Here is a 23155-nt window from a genome sequence, read left to right as displayed (position 1 = left end):
TGTTTCGAAATTTAATGATTTATTTTAAAATTGTACAAGATGAAATTTAATTTTTACTTTTATAAAGTACATTATCCTTACAAAGAGATTTTTTTTTTGAAAGTAGTTTTTTAATCACCATAGCTCTAAACGGCCATGGGATTTTTTTATTGGAGAATTGTAATAACTTGAATTTCTATCAAAAAATAATTCCTCAACTACTTAGTATAATTGAGGAATTATTTTAAATATTTAAAATCACTTTATTTTTTCTTTAATACTTTATATTCTTCATAACATCCGCTAATAGCATCCATAATTTGCAAGTCATTAGCTGTTTGTATGAATGATTCGGAGTAATTACAGCGTTGTAAAATTTCGGCTATTTCATTTTTATCTACTCCTAATAGTACGGCAATCATTTCTCTATCAAATTTAGATTCTAAAAGATTACGAACTGTATCGTCTTTCTTCATTTCTTTAAGTTTCTTAAGTTCTTTGGGATTTTTGCCAAAAAAGTTATAAAGAACATCTGCAGGATTAAAGATAGATCCTAATACCCTTCCAAAGGCATTTGGAGAGTATTCTCCCGCCTCATATCCTTGACTAAGTCCAGAAATACTATATCTGAAATTTTCTTTAACAGGAATGATTTTAGTGTCAACTTCTAGATAACCTGTTAGGTTAAATGGGCGAATGACTACTTCCTCTAGCGCTATGGCTTTTTCTGTAAGTTGTATTTTTGTGCTTTTATTTTTTAACCAGTCATTGGTAACTCGAACCCGAAGGGATTGAAATCCTAAACTCGTAATGTGTAAGGTGTCATTTACTTGCACATCTAGCTCAAAGTAACCGCCTAAATCGGTAGTTGCTCCTCTTACTTTATTTACATTAATGATGTTAACGCCTACTAAAGGTTCTTTAGTCGTATTACTGATTATGATACCATTAACTTTCTGGGAGGGTTCTTTAACTTGCGCAATGGCAGTTGAGGAAAGTACTAAAAAAAAGAAAACTACAAAATATTTCATATGCTAATTTAAAACTTTAAAAGTAATAAATCAAGATTGAATATTTTGTAGTTTCCTTATATAATTATAAGAAGATTAACAATGCATGTTAGTCTCTTCTTGGTCTTCTTGGTCTTGGTGAATCACCAGATCCTTCAGAACGTCTTGGAGCTCTATCAGAAGAACCTTCCGTTCTAGGTCTGTCCGATGTAAAGCCACCTTCTCTTCTTGGAGCAGATGAACTTCTTGGTCCGAAACCACCTTCTCTTGGAGCTGAATTTCTATCACTTCTAAATCCACCGCCTGATGAACCTTCTCTTCTTGGTGCAAAACTACCTTCTCTTCTTGGAGCAGCACTTCTTGAACCACCAAAACTTCCACCTGAACTTCTTCCATTGTGATCACGTCTTCCGCCACCATCATTTTTAGAAATTTCAACATTGATTCTACGTCCTTCTAATTGTACGTTGTTCAATATTTCCATTACTTTATCCGTGTGTTCTGGATCTGTGTTAAAGAAAGAGAAACCTTCTTTTACGTCTACTTTGAAAACGTCATCACGACCTAAGTCTAATGTTTCTTTCAAGTAGTCTTTTAATGACATCCAATCAAAGTTATCTCTAGAACCAATGTTCACGAAATATCTTGTTGCGCCACTATTATTGTTCTCTCTTGGAGCTCCATCTCTATCATCACGCTCGCGTCTTTCGCCAGATTGAGAAGAAATGTCTCTGTTTTTCTTGTAATAATTGATAAAACGGTTAAATTCTACCGATACCATTTTCTTGATTAATTCCTCTTTCGATAAATCTTCAAGAACGCTATTAATTGCAGGTAAGTAGTTGTCAATTTCGTGATCAACTTCAGTATCTTTAATTTTTGTAGCTAGGTGTAACAATTGAATTTCGCAGATTTCAATTCCAGAAGGTATTGTTTTTTCTTCGAATTTTTGTTTGATGATTCTCTCGATAGAAGAAATCTTACGCAATTCACTTTTAGTAACAATTACAATAGAAGTTCCTAATTTACCAGCACGACCTGTACGACCTGAACGGTGATTGTACGTTTCTATTTCGTCAGGTAATTGGTAATTTACTACGTGCGTAATATTGTCAACATCAATTCCACGTGCAGCAACGTCAGTAGCTACAAGCATTTGGATTTGTCTTCCACGGAAAGATTTCATTACACCATCACGTTGCGCTTGAGATAAATCTCCGTGCAAAGCAGCAGCGCTGTATCCATCTTCAACCAATTTTTCGGCAACAGCTTGTGTATCACGTTTTGTTCTACAAAAAACTACTGAGAAAATGTCTGGATTAGCATCAGCTAAACGTTTCAAAGCTTCGTAACGATCACGTGCATTTACTAAGTAAAATTCGTGAGAAACTGTAGCTGAACCTGAATTTTTAGCGCCAACTGTAATTTCAATTGGGTCTTTCATGAATTGTTTTCCAATACGTGCTACTTCAGCAGGCATTGTTGCAGAGAACAACCATGTGTTTTTGTCGTCTGGCGTAGTCGAAAGGATGTTTACGATATCTTCGTAGAAACCCATGTTCAACATTTCGTCAGCTTCGTCAAGAATACAATAGTTAATTTGAGAAATGTTAACCAATCCTCTATTAATCATGTCTTGCATTCTTCCTGGAGTTGCCACAATAATTTGTGCACCTCTCTTTATGTCTCTCGCTTGTTCTGTAATGCTAGCTCCACCGTAAACTGCTACCACATTAATACCTTTTTCGTATTTAGAGTAGTTTTTAATTTCGTTGGTAATCTGCAAACACAATTCACGTGTTGGAGATAAAATTAATGCTTGTGTGTTTCTGTTGTTAGCATCAATTTTTTGGATAACTGGAAAACCAAAAGCTGCCGTTTTCCCTGTCCCTGTCTGAGCCAACGCAACCATATCTGTATCTTTTTCCAATAATAGGGGAATCGCTTTCTCCTGTACTTCGGTCGGACTTTCAAATCCTAGATCTAAAATCGCCTTCAGTAACGATTCACTCAATCCTAATTGTTCAAATTTATTCATATGTATTTTTAAAATAGGGTGCAAAATTACTGTTTATAATTCATATAAACTAATGCTATTTTAAGAATTAATGATTTATTGTGATTTGATTATCAGAATGTTAGGATTTTATTTAAGAATTGGTATTTTTTATTTACTCAAATTTAAGTGAAATTCATGCTTTGAATAGGATATTATGTTGTAAAAAACCTATTTTTTGCCTACTTATTTGATTCCTATTAAAAATTTAATCAAATTTTGGGTTGCTTTTCCTCTGTGACTGATTTCATTTTTTATCTCTAAAGATATTTCTGCAAAAGTTTCTGTATATTCCAATGGGCGAAAGATAGGGTCGTATCCAAAACCTTTGTTTCCAGTTTTTTCTAAAGTGATTTCTCCTTCTGCTATACCTGTAAATAATTGTTGTTTACCGTTTATGTTTAGTGCAATTACGGTTTTAAATTGTGCTTTTCTATTATTTTTATCTGATAAATTGTCTAATAATTTATTCATATTATCTTCAGAACTGCGCTGCTCTCCGGCATATCTTGCAGAGTAAACACCTGGTTCCCCATTTAAAGCGGAAACTTCAAGTCCTGTATCATCAGCAAAACAATCATACCCATATTTTTTTGTTACATAATCCGCCTTCAGGATAGCATTCCCCATAATGGTATCTGCGGTTTCTGGTATTTCTTCTAGGCAACCAATGTCTTCTAGACTAAGAATTTGAATGCTTTTGGGAAGCATACTTTGAATTTCTATAATTTTATTTTTGTTGCTGGAGGCGAAGACAATTTGCATATTTTTACTGTTGAAATTTTTAACTTTCAAATATACATTTTTGGATGTTAGATTTTGGGTAAATCATCGCAGAATCCATTTTTAAATTTAAACTTTTAAACCTCAATTTTATAATACTAGTAAGTTGAAGTTTAAGTTCATTTTTTAAAATTATAATGCTTTCCAAAGTACTTCATCTGGAGTGGGAGCAATTATAATTGTATTTTCTTTAGTTACTGGATGAATAAATACTAATTTTCGGGCATGTAGATGAATACCACCATCAGGATTACTTCTATCAAAACCATATTTTAAATCCCCTTTTATTGGGGAACCTATTGCAGACAATTGTGCCCGTATTTGATGATGTCTTCCCGTATGTAGATTAATTTCTAAGGCAAAATAATTAGTGAGTTCCTTTATGATTTTATAATCTAAAATAGCTAATTTACTATCAGGAACTTCTTTTAAATGTGCTTTTGAACTATTATTTTTTTCGTTTCTTTTTAAATAATGAGTCAATTTATCTTCAGCGATCAAAGGTTTGTTTTTGACAATACACCAATAGGTTTTTTGAGTTTTTCGATTACTAAATAATTCGTTCATCCTTGTTAGTGCTTTACTCGTGCGGGCAAAGACAATTATGCCTGATGTAGGACGATCTAAACGATGTACAACACCTAAAAAAACTTCTCCCGGTTTATTATATTTATCTTTAATATATTCCTTAACCACATCAGATAATGGCTTGTCTCCTGTTTTATCGCCTTGTACGATATCACCAACACGTTTATTTATAACGATAAGGTGATTGTCTTCGTGAAGGATTTGGAGATTTGATTTATTTGATATGATTTTCATTTATTTTTAGATTTTGGGCTTTTTTAGATCGGTTTGTTAAATTTAAATCTTTATTAATGCTTCTAATTTTTTGTAAATTTCAACGGTTCTTTCTGAATGAAAAACTAGTACAGAAGCGAAAATTATTTGATTTTTATTTATTGTAGATAGTTACCTAAATATAAAAACTGAATTAGACGATGTTTAATTCAGTTTTTATAAAATTACATTATCAAAATAGATTTTCCTTGTGGTAGATGTATTCTAATATTGCTCGTTAGCGTTAGGGAAATCACTCGATTTTACATCAGCAACATATTGCCCGATAGCGGTTGTCATTCCGTCATATAAGTTCATATATCTTCTTAAAAAACGAGGGCTAAATTCATTATTCATTCCTAACATGTCGTGAATAACTAATACTTGACCGTCTACACCGCCACCAGCGCCAATTCCTATTACAGGTATCGATATACTTTTGGCCACTTTTTCGGCTAAATGTGCTGGAATTTTTTCTAATACTAATGCAAAACAACCTAATTTTTCTAATAATTGAGCATCTTCCAAAAGTTTATCTGCTTCTTCCTCTTCTTTTGCACGAACAGTATAAGTTCCAAATTTATAGATAGATTGTGGTGTTAAACCCAAATGTCCCATTACTGGAATTCCTGCATTCAATATTTTTTTAATCGATTCTTTAATTTCTTTTCCACCTTCCAACTTTACAGCATGTCCACCGCTTTCTTTCATAATCCTAATTGAGGAGCGCAATGCTTCTTTAGGATCTGATTGGTAACTTCCAAAAGGTAAATCTACAACAACCAATGCTCTCTCTGTAGCTCTAACTACCGAAGAAGCATGATAAATCATTTGGTCTAAAGTGATAGGCAATGTCGTTTCATGTCCAGCCATAACATTTGAAGCCGAATCGCCTACAAGAATCACATCAATCCCTGCAGAATCGACGATTTTTGCCATGGTAAAATCGTATGCAGTTAGCATAGATATTTTTTCTCCATTAGCCTTCATTTCAATGAGTGACTTCGTGGTAATTCTTTTATAATCTTTTTTTGCGACAGACATAGTTCCTATTTTAAGTGTGTAAAGGTAATCAAATGTATATTTTTTGTTGAAAAATGTAAAATTATATTTTATATAAATACAAGCTTTTCTTAAATTAAGAAATTAGAACAGCAAATGGCTATGATAATGGAGAATTGATTTAAAAGAGTATCAAAATTCTAATTTCTAATAGGTTGTTTTTAAGCTAAAAGTATGATTTTTTATTGTTTTAAATGTTTTAAAAATTGTAGAATTTTACGCTTAAGTTTTAAAAAATAAAATTCTAGTTTGTTTCTAAAAGTCAATTACTTTATCTTCTATAATCTGTTATAGGAAGTGTTACTAATTTATTTGTAGCAAATTTACATTTGCATCATCTTTTTTATCTACTATAATTGCAAAATTGGGAATGGTTGTAAAAGTTTGTTTTTTGCCTTCAATTTTTTTAAATTTTAATGTTATTCCTGCTGTTGAATCATGTTCTAAGCTAACTATTTTTAATGAAGTTTCTAAATTAGTCTCTGGCAAAACAAGAGCGATTACATCTTGTTTAGAGAAATCAATTGTGGTTGGCTTTCCATTTTTGCCCATCGTTGTTGCCGTACCAAAAATAGAGTTGAATTTTTCTAAAGTTTCAATTTTTGGATGCTCTAGTTTACCTGCATTATTTTTCACAAAATAATTTTCGGCGATTTTATAATCAATAGAATTTGAATTTAAATCGGAACTCATTTCTTCTGTTAAAGGTTCTTGAATTACTGAAGAATCTGTTTTTTGTTTGCTTTGACAAGATGCTAAAATTATTGTACTAAAAGCGATGGTTAAAATTATATTTTTTTTCATTTGATTAGTTGATTTTTATGATTGTCTTCTGTATTGAAGAGTTGTAAAATTTAGATTGAAGTTATTTTATTCGAAAATAAAAGAATATTAAAAGGGCGATTATTATTAACATACTAATTGCGCTACATATACATTAAAGCATAATTCACGGTATATTTTTGGTAATAATAACTTTAGTTTCGAGTGAAATTATTTTCTCTAAACTTTGTTTGAAATTAAATTAAGCTTTTAGCAAAAATTTCCCGTTAGGATTTAATTTTTCACAAAATTTTTACGCAACATCAGACCCATAAAAAACGCAAAAAAGATAGTATTTATTAAGAATTTCACCCAATTAAATTCTTTTAAATCATAAAGATCAAATGCAGCTTGTAGAATCGCATATAATAGACCACCTAAGAATATTGTTTTTAGTATTTTTAAATTTTTTTCTTTCATTTGGCATTTAATAATATGATGATACCATAAAAAAAATCCTTAATTGTTAAACAAGTCAAGGATTTCAAATTTTATTAATTAACTAATTTCTTTAAGAACTTTATTTGGATCATATCCAAAAAGTTGATGTTCTTTTATTATCTCAGCAATACCGCTAGGAAGCATAGTTTCCCAACCTGGTTTGCCATTATTTATCATATTCAAAACTTCACGGGAGAAAACATCAAGGATGCTCGCATCGTAATCATTTATGTCTACCACTTTGCCATTGAATTTAAAGAATTTGTATAATTCTTTCATTCTAGGATGTACTTTTAAGTTTTCAGAATTAATAATTTCACCATTTTCATCAATCATTGGATACAAAAAGACTTTCATATCACGGTAAAATAATTTTCCAAAAGCTTCTAAAATTCCACCGCTCAAATGACGGTAATATTTCTCATCAAAGATGTCAATTAAGTTGTTTACACCCATCGCCAATCCCATTCTTGCTTTTGTGTAATTAGAGAAATATTCTACAACCTTGTAGTATTCTTGAAAATTAGAAATCATTACGGTTTGTCCTAGAGAACAAAGTAATTCTGCACGATCCATAAAATCTCTTTCGTCAATTTCACCATCAGAACGAAGATTAGAAAGTGTAATTTCAAAAACTACCAAGGTATTTTCTTTTTCTACTTTATTCTCGTTCAAAAACATTTTTAGTGATTTCTCATACATGTCCATGTTTACTTTTGTAACCGGACGGAAACTACCTCTAAAAGCGAGTATGTTTTTTTTGTATAAAATAGCAGCAGGCAAAACATTAATGCCATCAGGATTAAACATAACGGCATCAGTCATTCCGTTTTTTACCAACTGTAAACTCATCAAACGATTGTCTACATCTGCAAAACGAGGACCAGAGAAATTGATAGTGTCTATTTCTAATTGGTCTTTGTCTAAATGATCGTATAAGTAACGCAACAAACGTTTTGGATCGTTGTATTTGTAATAAGCACCATATATCAAGTTTACACCAAGAATACCAAGTGTTTCTTGTTGCAAACGTACATCTGTTTCCTTAAATCGAATGTGCAATATAATTTCGTTGTAATCTTCGTCTGGCTCAATTTGATAGCTAATACCAACCCAACCATGTCCTTTGAATTGTTTTGCAAAATCAATAGTAGCAACTGTATTAGCATAACTGAAAAACATTTTGTTGGGGTGCTTTTCTCTACTTAAACGTTTTTCAATTAGATTTACTTCATGAGAAAGCATTTTTTTAAGGCGACTTTCAGTTACATAACGACCATCTTCCTCTATTCCGTAAACGGCATCACTAAAATCTTTATCGTAGGCAGACATTGCCTTTGCAATAGTTCTAGACGAACCTCCAGATCTAAAAAAGTGTCTTACGGTTTCTTGACCAGCTCCGATTTCTGCAAAAGTTCCGTAAATATTTTCATTCAGGTTGATACGTAGGGCTTTATCGTTTACTGAAGGTATTTGTTCGATGATTCGATCACCTTTTAATTTTATTTCTGTGTCCATTTTATTTTAATATGGCTAATATGTTGCAAAGTTAATGAAATAGCATTCTAATGAAAGAGAATTAATCCTATTTTTGTAAATAAAATCAAGAAGTTTGAAGGTATATTTTTTAGGAACCGGCACCTCACAAGGTATTCCTGTTATTGGCAGCGACCATCCCGTATGTAAAAGCAAAGATTTTAAAGATAAAAGGCTAAGAGTATCCATTTGGATTTCTTGGGATAATTTCTCTTATATCATAGATTGCGGACCAGATTTTAGGCAACAAATGCTTTCTTCGAATTGTAGTAAAGTAGACGGAATTTTATTTACTCACGAGCACTCTGATCATACCGCAGGAATTGATGATATTCGTCCTTTTAATTTTAAACAAGGCGAAATACCTATTTATGCCAACAAAAGAGTTATTACTAACCTAAAAAGTCGATTTTCGTATGTGTTTGAAACGGTTAATAAATATCCCGGAGCGCCATCGGTAGCGACAAATGAAGTTATTAATAATCAACCTTTTTCTATAGGAAATAAAACTGCAATTCCCGTTAATGTAATGCATGGAAATCTTCAAGTTTTTGGTTATAGAATTGATGATTTCGCTTATTTGACAGACGTGAAAACGATTGAAGAGAGCGAAATTTTAAAATTAAAAAATCTAAAAGTACTCGTTATAAATGCTTTACGTGAAGAGCCTCATGATACGCATTTCAATTTGAAAGAAGCCTTAGATTTTATAACTTTGGTACAGCCAGAGAAGGCTTATCTTACGCATATTAGTCATGTTATGGGATTTCATGAAGCGGTGCAAAAAAGTCTTCCAGAAAATGTTTTCCTTGCTTATGATAATTTAGAAATCACATTATAATCCAATTCAAAAAATGAAAAAATCATTATTTCTCTATCTAACGATTCTTGGTGTTCTAACAGCTCTTTTTACTTATATGTTTTTAAGTAAAGAAGTGAAATATGAACAAGATAGATATAAAAAAACTACTGCAAAGCTGAGAGACAGTATCAATCTTGTGACTACTAAGTTGGCGGATGCAAATTACTTCTCATTAGAAAATAATGAAAATGCACAAAATTATTTTGACTCTGGTAGTTCTAATAAAACTATTGCATATGAAAAATTAATTCCTGTTGTTACCGAGCAATTATTAGATTTTAATGCCAATCCAAAAGGGAATCCTTATACAGGTCAAGATCAAATTGGAGCGAATAAATTTATTATCAATAAAGTCAAAATATTAAACCATAGATGGATAATTGCTGATTTTAGTGATGGTGATATTTGGGGTGAAGTTTTATTGAAATATTTCGTGAATAATGATGAAACTATTTCTTTTGAAGTAAATCAGTCTTTGTTGTATCAAAAACAGAAGTAATTATCACTTAAGGCAGTTTTCAGAAATAGCTTCTGAAAACTGCAAATTTAAGATTATTTATTGCTGCTCTAAAAGCCAGTTTTTGAAATCATAGAAATTTTGTGGTGCCACTCCGTGACCAATCGGATATTCTTTGTAGGTAACTTCAATTCCTAAATTCTCTAGTATTGCTGGCGTTTTTCTCGCCCAATCAATTGGAATTACTTGATCGACAGTTCCATGAGAGGCAAATATTTTTAAATTACTAAAATTATTTTTAAGGTAATCTTCTGCTACAATATCTAAATTCAAATATCCACTCATAGCCACAACTTTCTGCACTTTTTCTGGATAAGAAAGCGCTACAGCATAGCTTAAAATAGATCCTTGGCTAAAACCAATTAACGACACATTTTGCGCATCGATTGGGTAAGTCTGAATTAATTCATCTATGAATTTTGCAATCAAATCTCTTGATTCTTTAGCCTGATCATTATCTGAAAACTTATTTTGATCTGCATCAAAATTGATGGCATACCAAGCATAGCTTCCATATTGCATATCATAAGGGGCACGTGCTGAAATGATATAATAATTTTCAGGAAGCTCTTCTGCAAAAGAGAATAAATCGGCTTCATTACTACCATATCCATGAAGTAAAAGTAAAAGTGGATTTTTATCTAGTTTTACTTTGGGCTCACGTATTTTAAATTCTAAAGATAAACTCATTTTTATATATTGATTTGACAAAGATTGTGTGCTTTGAAATTGAAATTTATGATATGTTTGATAGCCATTTTTGGAAATAGGTTCCTAGCAAAGGAACGGGTTTTGTTTCGCCTTTTATAGCACTCGTGATGCCATAAGACCAAAGTACTAAAACAAATATCCACATAGGAGCAGAAATCATTAAGCTATCAAAATTACTGATGATTAATCCCAATGAAATAAAGGTTAATGTTAATCCCAAACCTTGACGAATATGAAAAGAAGCAAATGAATTCTTATCTTCAGAATTCATTGACATCGCTATAAAAACACCAATTCCTAAAATATAGCTTGTTATTGCTGCTGTTTTTCCTGTTTCTGTAGTATTGTTCATTATTTTATGCTAAAATTAATTTTTGTTGGTTTAGAATTCCGTAAACTTTTCCTTTTATTGGGGTACCTAAAAAAGCAGAATTCTTAGATTTAGAAAGAATGGATGATTTTGTGAAAATACTTTCTATTTCTGGGTTAAATAAAGTGAGATTTGCTGATGATCCTTCATTGATAGTTTGTATTTCGATTCCAAAAGTTTCTTTTCCAGCAGTTAATTTTTCAATTACAATTTCTAAAGGTAAAACAGTCATCAATGCGCCGAAAGCACTTTCTAAACCAATTGTTCCACTTTTTGCCCCATCAAATTCCATTTTTTTATGCTCAATGTCGATCGGATTATGATCTGATGTAATCATATCAATTGTACCCTCAGTTAGTCCTTTCAACAATGCTATTCTATCCGTTTCTGTTCGCAATGGTGGTGAAACTTTGTATCTCGTATCGAATTCTTCAAGTTTTTCGTCAGTCAAAACTAAATGGTGTACTGCAACACTACAGCTTACTTTTAGCCCATTTTTCTTTGCTTCTTTAATTAATTCAACCGATTTTTTTGTAGAAACTGTTGGGATGTGTAATTTTCCTCCAGTATATTCCAGTAAAAATAAATTTCTTGCTATTTGTAATTCTTCGGCTAGATTTGGAATTCCTTTTAGGCCTAAACGAGTAGAAACAATTCCTTCATTAGCTACTCCATTACCTTTGATATTTTCATCTTGAGAAAAAGCGATAGTCAAGCCATCAAAATCTTGTACATATTGCAATGCAATTTTTAACAAGTTAGCATTACTTAAACTTTTATTGTAATCACCAAAAGCGACTGCTCCCGCTTTTTGCATATCATACAACTCTGCCATATCTTTTCCTGCACTTTCTTTTGTTAAAGCACCAATAGGATAAAGTTGGGTAGCAAATCCAGTTGCTTTATTTTTTACAAAATTAACTTGGGATTGATTGTCAATAATAGGGAAGGAGTTGGGTTGCAAAGCAATTGCGGTAAAACCACTTTTAGCCGCTACTTGAAGTCCATTAGAAATCGTTTCTCGATCTTCGTAACCTGGTTCTCCTAGTGAAACACTACTGTCAAACCAACCTTGTGAAACGTGCAGATTATCTAATTTTAACTCTTCTAGTTGTTCTAAATTCGGAATTGAGGTTCCTATTTTCTGTATAAAACCATCAACAATTAAAATATCTACAGTCTTATTTTGAAAAGGACTTTTTGAATCGATAATTTTGGCGTCTCTGATGATTAATTTCATAGTTGTATTTTAATTATTTGAGCTTGGTTTTCTATTTTACGAATCTTATTATAGCCATTTCTGTAAATAGAAATAACAATGCAAAGATAACAAACCATTTCCAGATTTGATTGTCTGTGCGATCAGTTTGTAAAGTGTTAAAAAGTGATTTTATAGATTCGAAATTTTTGTATTCTGATAAAATATTTTCAGTAGCTGGAGTCAAATCACTTTCAGTTCTACCATAGTTAAAACTGATATTTTCTACCCATTCTTTTTTATTAAATACAGCAAAATTCCCTGCTTGTTCTGGATAGTCTCCAAAACTCATTTTAACTTTATTATTAAGTATTTGTTGCGTTGGAATAAACTGTTCTTCAACCCCTTTTACGTTTAAAATAGCATCTTTATTTAAGATAGTCTCTGTTATATGTGGATTGTTATTTCCTATTGTTAAAGCAGTAATGCCATTATTATGGTTGTACATTGCCATCTTGTAAAAAGTAGGTACAATAAGTGGTGATTGCTGAAAATTAGAGTTTTCAATAGAAATAGGTGCGGCAAAAACAGCTACTTTTCCAATGGGATTATTAGTTGAAGTTAGAAAAATGCTTTGGTCTTCATACGACAACGCAGAAGGGTACGAACTTGATAAAGTAAAAGTCTTTTTTGTTTTTGGATATTGAAAATTAGCTACTTTTTTTTCAAATACACTATTGTATATTGGATGATTAAAATTGATTTTAGTAATCTGTTTTTCTGTGTTTTCTAAAGTATTAAATTTTAGATTACCAAAATTGGTTGCCAATAAATTTAAATTAGAAATAGAACAGGAAGCAGAAGGAATAACGATTAAGTTTCCTCCTTTTTCTACAAAAGATTTCAGTGTAGTGATTAATGCTTGTGGGATTTCATCGAGCTCATTTAGAACGATAGCATCTTGTTCCTCTAGTTTATTGTAATCTAATGCGCTTAAAGTAGTGCTGATGAAATTGAATTCTTCAGCAGTATAAATTCGAGATAGAAAATTGTTTTTCACAGCTTCTCCGATGCTGATTACATTCGTTTTTTTAGCTTTCGAAATGCTGAAATACAAAACATTATCATATGATAAACCCTTGTCACTAATAGAAACATAGCCATGAAAAGCCTGTTTTGGAATGGTAAAATTTATAGTTTTTTTCGGGCTGTCTAATGTTACAGTAGTTTTAGCAATTAGGGTTTTATTGTTGTATAAGGAAATAGGGGTAGGATCAAATTTATCACCATAGGTAGATAATTGAACACCAATTTCATAGAATTGATCTACTGTTTTATGAATGTAAACGCTGTCAATAGCAATATTGTTTTTAAGAACCGCTTTAGGGATTATGAAATGTATATTGTTGTCTAAATCTATATTTTTAAGGTTCTTTTTATCTATTCCAATACTGTCTGTGATGATTACAATATCCTTTTTAAAAGCTGATTTATGTGCTTTTAATTTTGCCATTATATTATCCAATTCAAATGGAGTTGCACTATATTTCAAATTTTGTAAAGAATTGCGAATCGATTTAATATCGGTATTCCAAAAATTTTCTGAAGCAGTAAGTAAAGAGAAATTGACGTTTTCGGGTGTTTCTTCTAATAATTCTTGTACCGCTCTTTTTAGTAATTCGCCTTTCTTCCCTTTGGCTTGCATGCTAAAAGAATTGTCTAAAATGATATATAATTCATTATTTGCGTTTTTGCTGTCTTTTGATTCGTAAAATGGTTGTGCAAAAGCAATTATAACGAAAGTAAGTACTAATAAGCGACAGGCTAGAAGTAACCATTTTTTAATTTTAGAACTTTTTCTAGTTTGTATAGAAAGTGCTTTTAAGAAGCGAACATTTGTGAAATATTCTTTTTTAAAACGACGCAGTTGAAATAAATGCACCAAAATAGGAACAATTAACGCGAACAGAAAGTATAAAATTTCGGGATGTTTAAAATGCATTCTTACGTTGTGTTTGCCTCATTTGTTTTTCAATTCAATTCAGTGAACTGAATTTCATCAGCCAAAAATACAAATTACTTTATAGTTTTAGATGAAGTTTTCTGAATATTTATAGTCTTACTAAATTGCTATTTTTATAAATAAAACAGGATGGTATATGTGATTATTTAATACTAATATTATAAAAAAATAGGCAAAAATGATTTCCATTTTTGCCTATAATAATTTAAATCTAAGAATGATTTTATTTATTTTTATCTTTTCTTTTCTTATCTCTCGTTTTTAGCATGTTTCTATTAACAGAACCATGTGTTTTTTTCTTAGTTACACCCGGTCCGCCAAGATTCACTTTCTTATTCTTTTTACTTTTTTCTTGAAATGCACCATCACCTTCCAGTTTTTTCTTTTTCATCAAAAACTTAATCGGTTGTCGGTCTTTTTCAGGTTCGATTAACTTTGTTGAAATCTCCACTGTTTCAGGAAACTCTTCAATAGTTAATTCCATATTCATTAAAACTTCAATCTCTACTTTATATTCTTCTTCACGCGGCGCTATAAAACTTATTGCAGTTCCTTTAGCATCAGCACGACCAGTTCTACCTATTCTGTGCATATACAATTCAGGTAGTTCGGGCATTTCAAAATTGATAACATGAGTAATATTAGAAATATCCAAACCTCTTGCCATAATATCAGTAGTAATCAAACCACGTAAATTACCTTCTTGGAAGGAAGCCATCGTACTCAAACGATAATTTTGTGATTTATTAGAGTGTATCACTCCAAATTGATCTTCAAATTCCTCTTCTATTCGTTCTTGAACTAAATCGGCAATTTTTTTATTATTTACAAACACTAAAACACGACTCATTTCTTCGTTGTTGTGTAAAATATGTTTTAAAAGATTTATTTTAGTATTAAAATTGGGAGCTTGGTAGGTGATTTGTTTGATGTTTTCTAGCGGTGTTCCCGATGCAGAAAGTGTCACTTCTTCTGGGTAATCAAAATAATCATTCAAAATGGCATCTACTTCATCGGTCATGGTTGCCGAAAAAAGTATGTTTTGACGTTTTTTTGGCATCATAGCCAAAATCGAAGTCAGTTGCGTGCGGAAACCTAAATTAAGCATTTCGTCAAATTCGTCGATTACTAATTTTTGCATTTCTTCAAAACGGATTACATTATCCAAAGTTAAATCCATGATTCTTCCCGGTGTACCTACAAGGATATCGCAACCAGTATAAACTGTCGTTTTTTGAGTGTTAATATTTACACCACCAAAAATTCCAATAGTTCGAACAGACATGTATTTTGTCAATTTCTCTACTTCTTCAACTACTTGAACTACAAGTTCACGTGTAGGGACTAGAATTACTATTTTTGGAGTGTGTCCAGGCGTAAATTTATATAGTTTTAATAGTGGTAATAGGTAAGCGAATGTTTTACCAGTACCCGTTTGAGCGATTCCCATCATATCTCTTCCGGACATAATCACCGAAAAAGTTTTTTCCTGAATAGGAGTAGGAGTTGTAAATCCTAAATCATCGATTGATTTTTGTACAGATTTAGGAAGATTGAATTGCTCAAAAGTAGTCATTTGCTTAAATTTTTTGCAAAGATAGTGTTTTTGAAAGTAATGCTCAAAATCAATAAAATTATCTGAATTTAGAGGTTATATCCATTTTTAAAGTCTGCTAATTATTTGATTAAATGCTTCTTTTTGACATTATGCAATTAAAGTCTTTTTTTTGAGATTTTATCTGAATTTAGATTGCGAAATTTCATTAAATCCAACATTTTTTTATTGATTATAAAGTTCAATTTCATCTATCATTACCATAGGTTTTTTGTTTTTTCTTGTTCTCCAAAAAGGTAATTCGGTTTGGTTTTCTACTTCAATTTTTATCCGCTCTAAACCACTTAATTTTGAATCAATTATTTCAATGGATTTAGATTTTAATTCAAAATTTTCTTTTAACGCTATATTTTCAACTTCATTTATAAAAATCCATTTGTTATTAATATAGCCATATACTTTGATTTTTCTTGGAATAAAAATCCAATTTCTCTGATTGTCTAAAAAGTTAATTTTAATTCGATTAATGGCTATTTTATTGGTAATAATTTCTATTTCAGGATTATTTCCATACCATCCTACCCAATTCATATTATAATCCGTGTGTCCTTTTATTCCATCAACAAGAGAAGCAGATCCTTTTCCTAAAAAGTCTGGAAATGGTGGAGTTAGAAAATTCACCTTTAATTTTTCTCCCAAATGAACTGTTGTGTTTTTGCTAATTTCTAACCAGTTTTCATAATATTTATTGGGAGATATTCCGTCTTCACTTAGTTCGTATATCCCTAATTCATTACAGACTGTGGTAAATTGTTGTACTCTTTCGGTGAGACCGGGTTTTACTTGTTTCTTGCCTTCAGAATTGGTAAGGAACATTCCGTGGGTATCAGTGCCATAAAATTTAGATTGTTCGAAATAAACAAATTCTAATGCAAGCCTCAATTTTTTTATTCTATTAGATAAAATAGAATCCTGTTGTACAGATATTGTTGCTTCATTTAATAATAAATCATATTCATCCATGGCTTTAGGGGATAAAAATGTATTTCTGTTTTGAATTGGACCAGAGTAAATGTCTAAAGCTTTTTTTGATTGTTCTTGATTTATGGCTAAGAGGTTCAGGTATTCTTGAACGTATGGAGCTGCATTGCCATAAAATACTTTTAAAAAATCGGCTGTGATTGCTTTTATATCTATTTCTGCATTCCACAATAATTTGGCTAGCAAATACTGTCTTAATTCTGAAAAGTCTCCGGGGCCATCTGCGTAACCTTGCACAAATAACCCTTTGATATGCTGTTTTTTGAAAAACTTATAATTTTCTGAAAAAGTATTAATGTTTGGAAAAGGAGACAAATAGTTTGAAAACTGAACTGTATAATCCCATAAATATAAATTTGGCGTCAATTTTTTCCAATTATTTAATGTTTTTTCAAATGACAAATTATTGTTGTCACTAGAAATTGATTTAGCGCGGTTTAATTCAATTGGGCATACCAAAGTGTAAATATTTGGACTTATTTTTAGATTAATTGGCGGTTGAAATGTGTGTTGATATGCTAAAGTGACTATTTTTATTTTTGGAAAATGCTTTGCAATTTTATTTAAAAAGAAATAAAGAGACCCTTGAGGACCACCATGTTTTTGGTTTAAAATGCTACATTGATCGCATTGACAAAAAACGGTATCATCATTTTGACTAACAGACAGGAAAGTTGCATTGGGATTGTCGCTAATAATTTGAGTTATTTTTGCAATTATTTTTTGTAAAGCCATTTCATTTGTCATGCAAATTGACTCAGCTCTTCGTTTTCCTTCATAAAAAGCAAAATATTCAGGATTGTTTTTAAAAAATAGTTTTGATGGTAAAAGCTCATTAAATGTATGTCCCCAAATACTAAAATCATCTTTATGCCAATCTAATTTATGCCATTCTCTAAAATCTTTATCAAAGGCATCGGGGTAATAGAGCACACGATATTCAAAAGAAGGTCGATATGTTTTTTTAAAATTTTTAGGATAAATGAATTGATTTGTTTTTGGTATATAATAATCAGTAGCAGTAAATTTTCTGAAACCCCATTCTTCTAGTAAAGTGTAAACCCCATAAATAAGTTGTTGTTCGTTAGTGGCGATTAAATAGATGTCTTTATCGTCACTTTTAATATAAAAAGAAGGCTCCTCTTTTTTACTTTTTAATGGTTCTATTATAAGATGAATAGATGCTTTTTTGGTTTTAAAATTATCTTTAATTAGAAAAGGGTTAGTGAAACTTTTATCTAAATATTTCTTTAAAATTTTTGCTGCAGGAAGAGCATTTGTATTGATAATACATATGGAGTTTTGATCCTCTAATACATCATTAATTGTAATAGTAGATTGAGCCATTGTTTTGGTATTTAAAAGAGCTAAAATAAATAGAAAATAGATTGATATTATCCTACTAATAAACATATGCTGAAGTTATTTGAAGAAATTGTTTTGAATTTATGTTTAAAGAAATAGGTTGTTGATTACTAAAGATATTAATTAATCAAGTTGTTCGTCTATTGGTCTTTTTTAAATTTTAAAAACGGTTATACTTTTAAAGTATATTTAAAATAGTTTGCTGTTGTAAAAATTAACGATAGTGTTTTAATTATATATAAAATAATAGTTTAATGTTTTTTCAAAAGTATCAGTAACAAAATTGAATTTGCGATTTATCTTTATAGAATAGTTGTTATTTCTTTAATTACAAGAGAATACTTTAAAATGTTTTTTAGATAAGAATTTACTCTATTATTTCTTTTTTAATAGTAATAATGCTCTAATTTTTACTTTTTTTTTTAAAATTAATTAAATATTTTTTTTCTTACCTATTGTTTGTTTTAAAATTATGATTTTAAAGAGCTAAAAATCTTAGTTTTCTGTATTAAAATCTTAAAAATCTTAAAAGATTAATTTTTTAACGAAAAATATTTTTTTTAGATTACTAAATAACTTCGATTAAATACCAATAAAAACGTTCAAAGACAGCTTTTTTTTAATTTATAAAAATAATCATTTGTTGATACAAATATCCAAAAATTGTTAATAGTTTTTTATATACATTTGCAACGTTTTAATAATTATGACATTACAGTTTTTAATAATAACTTGTTATTTGTGATAAAAATTTCACTTTTATTATTTTTTAATTAAAAAATAAGTTTGATTGTGTTTTTCTAAATTGTTTTATTCATAAATTTCAATAATATATAATAAAAATTAAAACCAAAATAAGTAAATTAACGTATATAAGTGTATTGGTTTTTGTATCTTTAAAATACATCAACCTTTTTTGCAGTTATATTACTTTTTCAACATATATCGATTCATCATTTAATGGTGAACATTTAAATTATAATAGTTAATGAATATCAAGTATATGAATCAAAACTACGCTCCGAAATTATCTTTTTTGAATATATCTAAATCAGTAAAATATTTATTTTTAGTATTTACTGTAGGGCTTCTTACTTTCTCTTCTGCAAATGCTCAAGTTTGTGGAACTCCTGGAGTAGATGGTCCCATAACTATTTCTAGTGCTGTAAATACCTATTATCCTGTTTTAAGTAATACACTTACTTTGAATGCAGGGGCACAATCCATACAAGTAGGGGCAGTGCCAGCAACAGATAAGTATCAAAATAACTTTGGTACTTTAGCAATTGCAACTGGTGATTTGATTTTGATCATTCAGATGCAAGACGCAGAAATTAACTATACTAATAGTGCTCAATATGGTTCAGGTTCCTCTACTTCATATACAGATGGTCTTGGAGGTACTGGATTTACCAATATTGGCAATACAGGTATTTTTGAATATGTAATAGCGACAAATAACGTACCGCTTACTGGAGGGAATCTAACTTTTAAAGGTACTGGTACTGGTGGTGGTGTTAAAAATAGTTTTTACAACGCACCTCCAACTGCAACAAGAGGAAAAAGGACATTTCAAATTGTTAGAGTTCCACAATATTCTAATTTAACATTAAACGCAAATATTACCACACCGCCATTTAATGGTAGTTCAGGTGGCGTTATTGCATTTAATGTTTCGGGTACTTTTAATTTTGCTGGTTTTACTATTGATGGTAATGCAAGAGGATTTAGAGGAGGCTTTAGCCCTATTTTAGTTTCTGGCAATAATAATTCAACAACCTATGTTGGTGCAACAACCAATACTGCAATTTCAGGTAAAGGAGAAGGAATAGCGGGAACACCCAGATACATGTGGGATGGATTTAATGAAGTAGGAGATACTTCTCAAGAGATGCCAGGAGGATCTGCTGGTAGAGGAGCGCCAGGAAATGCAGGAGGTGGAGGTAACGATCACAATGCCGGTGGTGGTGGTGGTGGTAACGGTGGTTACGGTGGTTTAGGTGGTTTAGGATGGCAAGGTGGTAATGGTGATGTTTCTCCAAAAACAGGCGGAGGAAGACCTGGTTTTACATCTTATCTTACAACCCCTCCTTTGGATAGACTCATCATGGGTGGTGGTGGTGGTGGTGGTGACGCCAATAATGCTACTACTGGTGTAAAAGGTGGAGTTGGTGGTGCTATCATATTAATAAATGCAGGAAACCTTATAGGAACAGGTAAAATTCAAGCGAATGGTGGCAATGGTGCTGCAGGTGCTTATGGAAGCGCTCCCGATGGTGCAGGTGGAGGTGGAGCTGGAGGAAGTGTATTTTTAAATATTTCTAATCCTAGCACAGCGACAATTACAATCGATGCAAAAGGAGGTAACGGTGGTAACACTGAGAATGATGGTGGTAATGAGCATGGTCCCGGAGGCGGAGGCGGAGGCGGAATTATTAGATATAATGCAGCAGGATCTACAATTACACGCAATGTAAGTGCGGGTTCGGCTGGAAAAACTAACAATGGAGCTGCTCCAACAAGTACTCATGGAGCGATGGATGGAGCTGCTGGTTATTCAGCAACTTTTGCTGCTGGTGATTTAGCTGAAAATCTTCAGATTAATTCAGATTGTTTTCCAATTTTGGAGACTAAAGTAAAATCGTTAACTTCATCAGTTTGTAATTCGGTTAATAATGAAGTATCCTATGAAATTCAAATAAAAAATATTGGAAGCGGAAATGCTGCAAAAGTTTTCTTAGACTTCGCTTTTCCTACAGGTATAGATTTTTTATCCGCTACAGCAGTTTATTCTATAGAAGCTACTGGTCCAGCGGGTCTTTTGTCGTATACTAACACTGCAAACAAACCTTTAATAGGTGATTTTAATATTGCTAAAGATGGAACAGTAACAATAACCTTAAAAGGTAAAATTACTAGTTCTGCTACTACAGGTGTAAACAATGCTAATGCTCAAGCAATATATTTAGATCCTACAAGAACAACAGCTAATCCAAACAGACAAATTACTGCATTTACTGATAGTTTTGGGTCCTATGCAAATAAATACCAAGGAGGAAGTCAAGCGAATGTTTCAGGTATAAATTTTAAAGGATCTACTACTAATATTGATGATGTTAATATTTTGGCATTACCTGGAGCGCCTACAGTAACTACTACACAACCGAATTGTACTACTTCAACAGGAACAATAAAAGTGACTGCGCCTGTTAATGGTTCGGGTATAACGTATTCGTTAACTGGTTTAGCTCCAGTTGTTGCAGCAGTGTCTAATTCTACTGGACAATTCTCTGGTTTAGTAGCTGGTAATTATGAGGTAACCACTACTAATGCTAATTCATGTACTTCATTACCTACTTCTACAATTACTATAAATTCTGTTTCTGGTGCTCCCACTACTACAAGTGTGTCTATTTGTGTAGGAGGTTCAGGAAATTTAATTGCGAGTGGATGTACTGATAATAGCAAAATTGAATGGTTTACCACAGCTACTGGAGGGTCTTCAATATTTACGGGTGCTACTTTTAATCCTATTGGTGTATCGGGTTCAGGATTACCCAATGCAAATATTGCTGGAACAACGACTTTTTATGCTAGTTGTAATGGTTCCACATGTAGAGCAGCAACAAACTTTGTTATAAATCCAATACCAACAATAAATGCTGTTACGCCAGGGACAATTTGTGGTGCTGGAAGTGTTACTTTGAGCGCTACTGCTTCTTCGGGTACAATAAGTTGGTATGATGTTGCAACTGGTGGTACACCAATAGCTACAGGAGCTACTTATACCACCCCAAGTTTGTCTGTAACCAAAACGTATTATGTAGAAGTATCTAATAATAATTGTACTTCAACTAGAACTTCTGTTACTGCTACAGTTAATGCCATACCAACAATAGCATCAACTGCAGGAGCGGAAAGATGTGGGCCAGGAACTTTGACTTTAAAAGCTACAGCCTCAGCAGGAAAAGTTAATTGGTATGCAAATGCACTAGGAGGAACTTCGCTTTATGAAGGAACTGATTACATAACTCCAAATTTATCTGCAACCACTACTTATTATGTTGATGCAACAAATAATAGTTGTACTTCAAACTCTAGATTAGCTGTAGCCGCTATGGTTAATACAGTTTCTACGCTAACATTAACTACTGGTTCGCAAAATCAGACAATTTGTACAGGAGCAGCAATCACAAATACGGTATATACTTTTGCAGGTAGCGCTACTAATGCTGTTGTGACAAATTTGCCTGCAGGACTGACCTCCAATGTTGATACAACAAATAAAACAGTAACTATTAGTGGTACTCCAACAGTTGCTGGAACTTATACAATAACAACGAATGGACATGTAGGATCATGTACTGCAGCTACTTTAAGCGGAAAAATTGATTTTATTACTATAAATACTGTAGGAGTTGCTTCATCTACACCAACATTATGTATTAATTCAGCATTAACAGCAATTACACATACTACTACGGGTGCATCAGGAATCGGTACAGTAACTGGATTGCCTGCTGGTGTTACTGCAAATTGGTCAAGTAATAAAATCACAATTAGTGGTACACCAACCGCATCTGGAACATTTAATTATACTATTCCATTATCTGGAGGATGTGGATCAGTAAATGCTACTGGAAAAATTATAGTTAATAATGCTCCAGTAACTCCAGTAGTGACCACAACAGTACCGACTTGTTCTGCTGCAGGAAGCATGACTCTTACGAATTACGATGCAGCCAATACTTATGATTTTTCACCTACAGGACCAAGTGTTAATGCAACTGGAGTCATAACAGGAGGTGGGATAGGAACGGCTTACACGGTTAAAGCAACTAATAAGACTTCCGGATGTATCTCATCGGCTTCTACTAGTTTTACTGTTATAAGCCTAACACAGTTGGCTACACCAGTAACTCCAGTAGTTAGCACAACAGCAGCGACTTGTTCAGCTGCAGGAAGCATGACTCTTACGAATTAC

At 31.9% G+C, this 23155-nt stretch carries 16 protein-coding genes and 1 pseudogene; 3 read left to right on the top strand and 14 right to left on the bottom strand.

Annotated features, from left to right (window positions below):
• Positions 1-242: 242 nt before the first annotated feature.
• The 8 genes from H2650_RS15085 to H2650_RS15050 form a co-directional block, all read right to left on the bottom strand.
• On the bottom strand, positions 243-1010 hold the full coding sequence (locus H2650_RS15085; protein ID WP_188051657.1) for a carboxypeptidase-like regulatory domain-containing protein: 768 nt from the start codon (positions 1008-1010) through the stop codon (positions 243-245).
• Between the two features lie 88 nt (positions 1011-1098).
• Positions 1099-3027: a DEAD/DEAH box helicase gene (locus H2650_RS15080; protein ID WP_188051656.1), complete on the bottom strand. Its 1929-nt coding sequence runs from the start codon at positions 3025-3027 to the stop codon at positions 1099-1101.
• A 204-nt stretch (positions 3028-3231) separates the two neighbouring features.
• Entirely contained in the window at positions 3232-3810 is a 579-nt protein-coding gene (locus tag H2650_RS15075; RefSeq protein WP_188051655.1) for a non-canonical purine NTP diphosphatase, read from the bottom strand.
• A gap of 150 nt (positions 3811-3960) precedes the next feature.
• On the bottom strand, positions 3961-4650 hold the full coding sequence (locus H2650_RS15070; RefSeq protein ID WP_188051654.1) for an RluA family pseudouridine synthase: 690 nt from the start codon (positions 4648-4650) through the stop codon (positions 3961-3963).
• Between the two features lie 243 nt (positions 4651-4893).
• On the bottom strand, positions 4894-5712 hold the full coding sequence (gene panB / locus H2650_RS15065) for a 3-methyl-2-oxobutanoate hydroxymethyltransferase (protein WP_188051653.1): 819 nt from the start codon (positions 5710-5712) through the stop codon (positions 4894-4896).
• 321 nt (positions 5713-6033) lie between these two features.
• On the bottom strand, positions 6034-6534 hold the full coding sequence (locus H2650_RS15060; protein ID WP_188051652.1) for a hypothetical protein: 501 nt from the start codon (positions 6532-6534) through the stop codon (positions 6034-6036).
• A 252-nt stretch (positions 6535-6786) separates the two neighbouring features.
• Positions 6787-6972 carry a hypothetical protein gene (locus H2650_RS15055; protein WP_188051651.1) on the bottom strand — a complete coding sequence of 62 codons (186 nt, stop codon included), beginning with the start codon at positions 6970-6972 and terminating at the stop codon, positions 6787-6789.
• A gap of 78 nt (positions 6973-7050) precedes the next feature.
• On the bottom strand, positions 7051-8511 hold the full coding sequence (locus H2650_RS15050) for a TonB-dependent receptor (protein ID WP_188051650.1): 1461 nt from the start codon (positions 8509-8511) through the stop codon (positions 7051-7053).
• A gap of 94 nt (positions 8512-8605) precedes the next feature.
• Between H2650_RS15050 and H2650_RS15045 the strand changes: the two genes are divergently transcribed.
• Both H2650_RS15045 and H2650_RS15040 read left to right on the top strand, forming a co-directional pair.
• Positions 8606-9370: an MBL fold metallo-hydrolase gene (locus H2650_RS15045; protein ID WP_188051649.1), complete on the top strand. Its 765-nt coding sequence runs from the start codon at positions 8606-8608 to the stop codon at positions 9368-9370.
• A 13-nt stretch (positions 9371-9383) separates the two neighbouring features.
• On the top strand, positions 9384-9890 hold the full coding sequence (locus H2650_RS15040) for a hypothetical protein (RefSeq protein WP_188051648.1): 507 nt from the start codon (positions 9384-9386) through the stop codon (positions 9888-9890).
• A 57-nt stretch (positions 9891-9947) separates the two neighbouring features.
• Here the strand turns inward: H2650_RS15040 and H2650_RS15035 are convergent, their stop codons facing one another.
• From H2650_RS15035 to H2650_RS15010, 6 genes are all read right to left on the bottom strand, one after another.
• Positions 9948-10598: an alpha/beta hydrolase gene (locus H2650_RS15035; protein WP_188051647.1), complete on the bottom strand. Its 651-nt coding sequence runs from the start codon at positions 10596-10598 to the stop codon at positions 9948-9950.
• A 46-nt stretch (positions 10599-10644) separates the two neighbouring features.
• Entirely contained in the window at positions 10645-10971 is a 327-nt protein-coding gene (locus H2650_RS15030) for a hypothetical protein (protein WP_188051646.1), read from the bottom strand.
• A gap of 4 nt (positions 10972-10975) precedes the next feature.
• Positions 10976-12229 carry a dihydroorotase family protein gene (locus H2650_RS15025; RefSeq protein WP_188051645.1) on the bottom strand — a complete coding sequence of 418 codons (1254 nt, stop codon included), beginning with the start codon at positions 12227-12229 and terminating at the stop codon, positions 10976-10978.
• Positions 12230-12260: 31 nt separating this feature from the next.
• Entirely contained in the window at positions 12261-14189 is a 1929-nt protein-coding gene (locus tag H2650_RS15020; RefSeq protein ID WP_188051644.1) for a BatA domain-containing protein, read from the bottom strand.
• A 244-nt stretch (positions 14190-14433) separates the two neighbouring features.
• Positions 14434-15786 carry a DEAD/DEAH box helicase gene (locus H2650_RS15015; RefSeq protein WP_188051643.1) on the bottom strand — a complete coding sequence of 451 codons (1353 nt, stop codon included), beginning with the start codon at positions 15784-15786 and terminating at the stop codon, positions 14434-14436.
• A gap of 204 nt (positions 15787-15990) precedes the next feature.
• Complete coding sequence (locus tag H2650_RS15010) at positions 15991-18153, bottom strand: DUF4838 domain-containing protein (protein ID WP_188051642.1); 2163 nt, start codon at positions 18151-18153, stop codon at positions 15991-15993.
• A 1006-nt stretch (positions 18154-19159) separates the two neighbouring features.
• Between H2650_RS15010 and H2650_RS15005 the strand changes: the two are divergent.
• Positions 19160-23155: pseudogene (locus H2650_RS15005) on the top strand (DUF11 domain-containing protein); the annotation flags it as partial.

It is taken from the genome of Flavobacterium sp. GP15, from assembly GCF_014281985.1.
Classification (GTDB): domain Bacteria; phylum Bacteroidota; class Bacteroidia; order Flavobacteriales; family Flavobacteriaceae; genus Flavobacterium; species Flavobacterium pygoscelis.
Note: the sequence above shows the minus strand (reverse complement) of the source record. Positions and strands in the feature narration are given on the sequence as shown.